This window comes from Streptomyces sp. CB01373 (assembly GCF_002803075.1).
Classification (GTDB): domain Bacteria; phylum Actinomycetota; class Actinomycetes; order Streptomycetales; family Streptomycetaceae; genus Streptomyces.
The window spans coordinates 302,347-309,500 of record NZ_NNBK01000009.1 but is presented as its reverse complement, the minus strand read 5'-3'; the positions used below and the strand labels follow the sequence as shown (position 1 = coordinate 309,500).

Genomic DNA, 7,154 nt, shown 5'->3' with positions numbered 1-7,154 from the left:
ACAAATTGTGAGAAAACCCCCGTGCCATGGCACGGGGGTTTTCTGCGTTTACGGCCGGCCGACCGACGCTTGGGGAGAGACTCACGCTCCCCGTGCCCCGTCCCGGCCTTCCTTCTCTAAAGCTTTCCCGCCGTCTTCAACGCCAGATACGCGTCTGCCAGCGTCGGCGCCAGATCGTCCGGCGTGGCGTCGACGACGGTGACACCGTGGCGGCGGAGTTGCTCCGCGGTGTGGTGGCGTTCTGTCTGCGCCTGGGCCGCGGCGGCGGCTTCGTAGACCGCGTCCACGTTTCCACGGGCCCCGGCCATTCGTGCCACCAGCGGATCCGCCACCGAGGCCACAAGGACCGTATGGCGCTTGGTGAGTTGAGGGAGCACGGGCAGCAGGCCCTCCTCGACAGGGGCCGCGTCCAGGCTCGTCAGGAGCACGATCAGCGAGCGGCGCGGAGCCGTACGCAGGGCAGTGGCCGTAAGGCCGCGGGCGTCCGTCTCGACGAGTTCGGGTTCCAGTGTCGCCATGGCGTCGACCAGTGACGGCAGGACATCTCCCGCGGAGCGGCCCTGGACCAGGGCACGGACCCGGCGGTCGTAGGCCAGCAGGTCGACGCGGTCGCCGGCGCGGGAGGCGAGGGCCGCGAGGAGCAGGGCGGCGTCCATGGAGGCGTCCAGGCGTGGTGCGTCGGCCACCCGGCCCGCCGAGGTGCGGCCGGTGTCCAGGACGAGCAGGATGTGCCGGTCGCGCTCAGGGCGCCAGGTACGGACGGCGACCGCGGACTGGCGGGCCGTGGCGCGCCAGTCGATGGAGCGGGTGTCGTCGCCGGGGACGTACTCGCGCAGGCTGTCGAACTCCGTTCCCTCTCCGCGCATGAGCACACTGGTGCGACCGTCGAGTTCCCGCAGCCGCGCGAGCTTCGACGGCAGGTGCTTCCGGCTGGTGAACGGGGGGAGCACCCGTACCGTCCAGGGAACCTCGTGGGTGCCCTGGCGGGCGAAGAGCCCGAGCGGACCGTAGGACCGGATGGTCATGCGGTCCGCCTGGCGGTCGCCGCGGCGGGTGGGGCGCAGGCGGGTGGTGACGCGGCGGCGTTCGCCCGGTGGCACGGTCAGCCGGTGCCTGGAGGCCGCCGTCTCGGTGCCCTGCTGCCAGCTGCTGGGGGGCCAGGCGTCACGGAGCCGGGCGCGCAGCGGGCGGCGCGAGGGGTTCGTGACCGTGAGAGTGACGTCGGCGCTCTCGCCCAGGCGCACGGAGGTGTCCCCGGAGCGCGTATGGACGAGGTTCCGCACCGGCGCCGCCAGGGCGTAGTCGCAGGCGCAGGCCACGGCCAAGGGGGCGTTCACGGCGAGGATGCCCGACCAGCCCGGATCCCAGATGCCGACCGGGAGGGAGCCGAGGGCCGCGAGCAGCGCGGCGCGTCCGGTGAGAGCCATCAGCGAGGGACCGGGACGTGGGCGAGGATCGCGTTGATCACCGAATCGGCGGTCACGCCTTCCATCTCGGCCTCCGGGCGCAGCTGTACGCGGTGGCGCAGGGTGGACAGGGCGAGTGCCTTCACGTCGTCGGGGATGACGTAGTCGCGGCCGGTCAGCCAGGCCCAGGCACGGGCCGTCGACAGCAGTGCCGTCGCTCCGCGCGGGGAGACGCCGAGGGCCAGGGACGGGGATTCCCGGGTGGCCCGGCAGATGTCGACGACGTAGGCCGTGATCTCCGGGGAGACCGTGGTCCGGGCGACAGCGGCGCGGGCCGCGTCGAGGTCGGCGGGGCCGGCCACCGGGCGCACTCCGGCGGCGCGCAGGTCGCGCGGGTTGAAGCCGTCGGCGTGGCGGGTGAGGACGTCGATCTCGTCCTGGCGGGAGGGCAGCGGGATCGTCAGCTTGAGCAGGAAGCGGTCCAGCTGGGCCTCGGGCAGCGGGTAGGTGCCCTCGTACTCGACCGGGTTCTGGGTCGCGACGACCAGGAAGGGGTCGGGGAGCGGGCGGGGGGTGCCGTCGACGGTGACCTGGCGTTCCTCCATGGCCTCCAGCAGCGACGACTGGGTCTTGGGCGGGGTCCGGTTGATCTCGTCGGCGAGGAGGAGGTTGGCGAAGGCCGGGCCGGGCTGGAAGGAGAACTCGGCGGTGCGGGCGTCGTAGACCAGTGAGCCGGTCACGTCGCTCGGCATCAGGTCGGGGGTGAACTGGACGCGCTTGGTGTCGATGTCCAGCGCGGCGGCGAGCGTGCGGACGAGCAGGGTCTTCGCCACTCCGGGGACTCCTTCGAGGAGGACGTGTCCGCGGCAGAGCAGGGCGACGACGAGGCCGGTCACGGCGGGATCCTGGCCGACCACGGCCTTGGCGATCTCGGCGCGCAGGGCCTCCAGGGAGGACCGGGCGTGGTCCGTGTCCCCGGTGCGCCCGGCGTTGTCAGTGGTCGGGTCCATCATGGACGGCGTACCTCTCTTTCGAGGGCGTCGAGTCGGTCGGCGAGGGTGACGAGGGCCGCGTCGTCGCCGGGCGGCGGGCCGAAGAGCAGGTCGTGCAGGGACTGTCCCTCGCCGTGGAGGTGGTCGGACAGGGCGGGGAGCAGGGCCTCGGGCGTGTGCGCCTGGGAGACGGGGATGCCGACGAGGGGGGCCAGGCGGGTGCGTGTGGTGGAGCGAAGAGCGGTGGCGGCGCGGTCGCGGGCGTTCGCCTTGCGGTAGAGGCGGGCGCGGCCTTCGACGGTCTCGGAGGCGCGGATCGTCACGGGGAGTCTCTCGGGCACGAGGGGGCCGAGCCGGCGTGCCCGCCACAGGGCGGCGAGGGCCGCGGCGATGAAGAGTTGCAGGGTGCCCCAGAGCCAGCCCGAGGGGAGCAGCTCGAAGAAGCCGCGCTCGCCGGTGTCGGGGACGGAGGCGTCGGAGAGCGAGGGGAGGTACCAGACCAGATGGGGGCGGGAGCCGAGGAGTTGCAGGGCGAGCGAGGCGTTGCCCTGCTTGGCGAGACGGTTGTTGTAGAGGATGTCGGGGGCGCCGAGGACGACGGTGTCGCCGCCCTTGGTGGTCTGCGGGATGTGCAGCAGGGTGGGCAGACCGCCGCTCGGGTAGCAGGCCTCGGCGTTCTTGACGGTGGTCGCGTAGCGGAGGCCGCCGCCGGTGTCCGCGTCGCCTGCGCGGCGGGCTGCGGGCAGGGGGCAGTGCGGGGAGAGCGTGGTGTCGAAGCTGGGCGTGTGAGCGGCGGTGACGCCGGGGGCCAGGCCGCTGACGGAGGGAAAGTCGGGGGCGACGAGGACAGTGCGTCCGCCGGAGGCGTCGGTTGCCTGGCGGAGCCGGGACTGCTGAGCGTCCGTCAGCAGGTCGGGAAGGGCGACCAGCACGGTGGTGTCGGGGCCGGCGGCCGCGCGTGCCTCGTCGAGGGTGGTGATCACGCGTGTGGAGACGCCGCGGTCGGCGAGGAGCGCGGCGACGGCGCGGCTGCCGTAGGGGTCGGCGGAGCGGGGGTCCAGGCGGCCGTGCTGCGCGCCCGACTGGACCGCGGCGATCGCGACGCCGGCGGCGAGGAGGAGGACGAGGGCGAGCAGGATCCCGCGCGTGCGGGTCCACACCTGGCGGCCGGTGGGCGAGACCGAGGTGGACGGGAGCGTGGCCTCGGTGGTCATCCGCCGGCCCCCTGGGAGCCGGCGGCCGTGCCGACGGCGAGCCGGGGCCTGGTGCGTTCCAGGTCGCGGTCGAGTTCGGCGATGCGCTGGTACGCCGCGTCGGTCCCGCTGCGGCCGCCGTATGTGACGTCGTCGAAGTCCCGGGCGCCGGCGCGCAGCCGTTCGGCGTGCGCGGGGAGGGCGCGGCCGGCCTCGTCGGCGGCCTCGTCGGCGGTGCGGCCTGGGCGTATGTCGAGCAGGGCTCGTTCCTCCAGGGAGCGGACGATGGCGCGCATGCGTTCCTGGACGGCCTGGTTCCAGTGGCCCTGGGCGGCGTGCGCCTCGGCGGCGGCGCGGTGTTCGGCGGCGCTGCGGGGGCGGTCGTCGAACAGGGTGATGGAGGACGTGGGTCCGCGGCGCGGGGTGCCCAGGCGCCACCACAGTGCCCCGAGCACGGCGAGGACGGCCACGATGACGATGACCAGTCCGACACCCCCGCCCGGGGTGGCGACCAAGGCGGAGCCGAACAGCTTGCCGAGCCAGTCCCAGAAGGCGTTCAGAGCGCGTTCCAGCAGGCCCGGGTCGTGCTCGTGGTACATGGGCTTGGACAGTTCGCGCCCGGCCGCCTCCCGCGCCGGGTCGCGTGGGACGGTCACCGGTGGTTCGGCTCCGGAGCGCGACTGTGCCAGGACCGCGGCGTGGGCGTGCAGCGCGGTCCGCAGGGCTCCGGTCACGGCGCGTGGGAACGCCGGCAGTGCTGTGAGAACTCCCCCCGCCAGGCTCACGGCATCAGCTCCCGGAGGCTGGTGCGTCGGCGCCGTGGCCCTGCACGCCGGCGGCCCGGGCCAGGTCCAGGTCGAGGGCCTCGCGGCGGATGCGCAGATCGATGTAGAGCAGCACGGTGACGCCGGCCGTGATCGGGAAGGTGAGCGTGGAGCCGATCACGGCCCCGATCCCGGTGATGATCAGGTAGGCCCAGCCGATGTGCGGGGGGCCGTTGAGCATGCTGGTCATGCCGCCCCCGCCGAAGGCCACCGCGAGAGCGAGGAAGGGAATGGCGATGATCGCGGAGACGATGCCCGCGATGAGTCCCGCCAGGAGCTGAATGCCGAAGACGCGCCACCACGAGCCGCGGATCAGCTTGGCGGAGCGGCTCATCGACTTGCCGATGCCCTGCTTCTCCAGCATCAGGGCGGGCGAGGCGAGCGAGAAGCGGACTGCCAGCCACAGTGCGGGCACGCAGGCGGCCAGGCCGCCTGCGACGGCCAGTACTATGCCGCCCACGGGCGAACCCGTGGTGGCGACGAGGACGCCGGGCAGCGTGCCGAGGGCGATGACGCCGAGGCAGATGACCATCAGCAGGAAGACCAGCCCGAACAGCTTGAGCACCTGGGGACGGGCGTCCCGCCAGGCCTCCGCGGTGGTGACCGGCTTGCCGAGGACCGCACGGCTGGTGACCGTCGTGAGCAGCGCGGTGGCGATGACGGTGGAGACCAGGGAGACGATGAAGACGGCGCCGGAACCGAGCATGGTGTCGCCCATGGCGCGGCCGACTTCTTCGGCGGTGGCGTTCGGGTCGCTGAGGACCTGGCTGCTCGTGGTGCTGTCGACGACCAGGCGTTGCATCAGAATGACGATGATCTGGGAGAAGACCGCGACGGCCAGGGTGATGCCCAGGACGGTGCGCCAGTGGGTGCGCATGGTGGACACCGTGCCGTCGAGGATCTCGCCCACGCCCAGCGGGCGCAGCGGGATCACGCCGGGCTTGGCGGCGGGGGGCGGGCCGCCCCAGCCGGCACCCCAGGCGCCGTAGCCACCGGGTCCGTAACCGGGAGCGCCGTAGCTTCCGGGGCCTCCGTAACCGGGGGTGCCGTAGCCTCCCGGGCCATACCCGCCGGGGCCCTGTCCGCCGGGGCCGTGGCCGGTCGGGGGCTGTCCGCCCCAGCCGGTGCCGGCGGGGGGCGGTGGTGCCTGGCCGGGGGCCGGGGCTCCCGTGGGCGCGGACCACTGGCCCGGCGCCGGCTGCTCCTTGGACCACTTCACGCCGGGGCTCTGCGGCTGCTCGCCCGACGAGTCCGCGGGCGGGGCGGGGTCGGGGCGGGCGGCGGCGTCGGCAGGTCCGGAGGTACCGCTCTCCTGCCCGTCGGACGGGGCGGATCCGGGCGAGGCCCAGCCCGGAGTGTCAGTCATCGTCGCTCCTTCACGGTGCCCGTCCGCCGTCGCGGCGGCAGGTCGGCTGCCATCGTGCCATGGGGTGGACTTCGGGCGACCGGCGGTGGTGGCGGCTGCGTACCTTCAATTGTCTGCCGGATACGGGGCAGACTGACGACATGGCTGATCAGTACGCGCAGACCCGCGAGGACGACCAGGCGGTCGGAACCTCGGCGATCCGCTGGGAAGAGCCCCCCGAGGGGCCGGTGCTGGTCCTTCTCGACCAGACCAGGCTTCCCGCAGAGGAGGTCGAGCTGGTGTGTACGGACGCGCCCGCGCTGGTGGAGGCGATCCGGTCGCTGGCCGTGCGCGGGGCGCCGGTGCTCGGCATCGCCGGGGCGTACGGCGTCGCGCTCGCCGCCGCGCGCGGCTTCGACGTGGACGAGGCCGCGACCGCGCTGGCGGCCGCCCGGCCCACGGCCGTGAACCTCTCTGTCGGCGTGCGCCGGGCGCGGTCCGCCCATCAGGCGGCGCTCGCCAGGACCGGGGACTCCCGGCAGGCCGCCTCGGCGGCGCTCGCTGCGGCACGGCAGCTGCACCAGGAGGACGCCCGGGCCAGTGCCCGGATGGCCGAGCACGGGCTGGCGCTGCTGGACGAGCTGCTGCCCGGCGGCGGGCACCGCGTCCTCACCCACTGCAACACCGGGTCGCTGATCTCGGGCGGGGAGGGCACGGCGTTCGCGGTGGCACTCGCGGCTCATCGCGCGGGACGGCTGCGGCGGCTGTGGGTGGACGAGACCCGGCCGTTGCTTCAGGGCGCCCGGCTGACGGCGTACGAGGCGGCCCGCAACGACATGGCGTACACGCTGCTCACCGACAACGCGGCGGGCTCGCTGTTCGCGGCAGGTGAGGTGGACGCGGTGCTGATCGGCGCGGACCGTATCGCCGCCGACGGCTCGGTGGCGAACAAGGTGGGCAGCTATCCGCTCGCGGTGCTCGCGCGCTATCACCACGTGCCGTTCATCGTGGTGGCCCCGGTGACGACGGTGGACCAGGCGACCCCGGACGGCGGGGCGATCGAGGTCGAGCAGCGACCTGGGTACGAGGTGACCGAGTTCATCGCGCCCCAGGTGCCGGTGACGGGAGCCGGCGGCGGTCTCCCGGTCGCGCCGCTGGGCACCCAGGCCTACAACCCGGCGTTCGACGTGACCCCGCCTGAGCTGGTGACGGCGATCGTGACCGAGGAGGGCGCCGTCTCGCCGGTGACCGCCAAGGGCCTGGCCGAACTGTGCACCAGGTCGCGGGGGACCTCCACCGACTGAGCACCGGCACCCTGTTCTCGGGGTTCTCGGACCGGAGGCAGACAGTGACGGCTCCGTACGACTATCGTCACAGGCCAGTGAGCTCTCTCA

6 protein-coding genes are annotated in these 7,154 nt (G+C 73.7%); 1 reads left to right on the top strand and 5 read right to left on the bottom strand.

The window, feature by feature from the left end; all coding sequences use genetic code 11:
- Window positions 1-116: 116 nt before the first annotated feature.
- The 5 genes from CG719_RS16535 to CG719_RS16515 are packed head-to-tail and all read right to left on the bottom strand — an operon-like array spanning window position 117 to window position 5,781.
- Complete coding sequence (locus tag CG719_RS16535; protein ID WP_100569382.1) at window positions 117-1,427, bottom strand: DUF58 domain-containing protein; 1,311 nt, start codon at window positions 1,425-1,427, stop codon at window positions 117-119.
- Window positions 1,427-2,416, bottom strand: coding sequence for an AAA family ATPase (locus CG719_RS16530; protein ID WP_100569414.1), 990 nt, complete (start codon window positions 2,414-2,416; stop codon window positions 1,427-1,429). Before CG719_RS16530 ends, CG719_RS16535 begins: the two co-directional genes overlap by 1 nt.
- Window positions 2,416-3,612, bottom strand: coding sequence for a DUF4350 domain-containing protein (locus CG719_RS16525; protein WP_100569381.1), 1,197 nt, complete (start codon window positions 3,610-3,612; stop codon window positions 2,416-2,418). Before CG719_RS16525 ends, CG719_RS16530 begins: the two co-directional genes overlap by 1 nt.
- Window positions 3,609-4,376, bottom strand: a complete 768-nt coding sequence (locus CG719_RS16520) for a DUF4129 domain-containing protein (protein ID WP_100569380.1) — start codon at window positions 4,374-4,376, stop codon at window positions 3,609-3,611. Before CG719_RS16520 ends, CG719_RS16525 begins: the two co-directional genes overlap by 4 nt.
- Before the next feature lie 4 nt (window positions 4,377-4,380).
- Entirely contained in the window at window positions 4,381-5,781 is a 1,401-nt protein-coding gene (locus CG719_RS16515; RefSeq protein WP_100569379.1) for a hypothetical protein, read from the bottom strand.
- A 140-nt stretch (window positions 5,782-5,921) separates the two neighbouring features.
- Here CG719_RS16515 and mtnA point away from each other — a divergent pair, with 140 nt between their 5' ends.
- Entirely contained in the window at window positions 5,922-7,064 is a 1,143-nt protein-coding gene (mtnA, locus tag CG719_RS16510) for an S-methyl-5-thioribose-1-phosphate isomerase (RefSeq protein ID WP_100569378.1), read from the top strand.
- The last annotated feature ends 90 nt before the right edge of the window (window positions 7,065-7,154 follow it).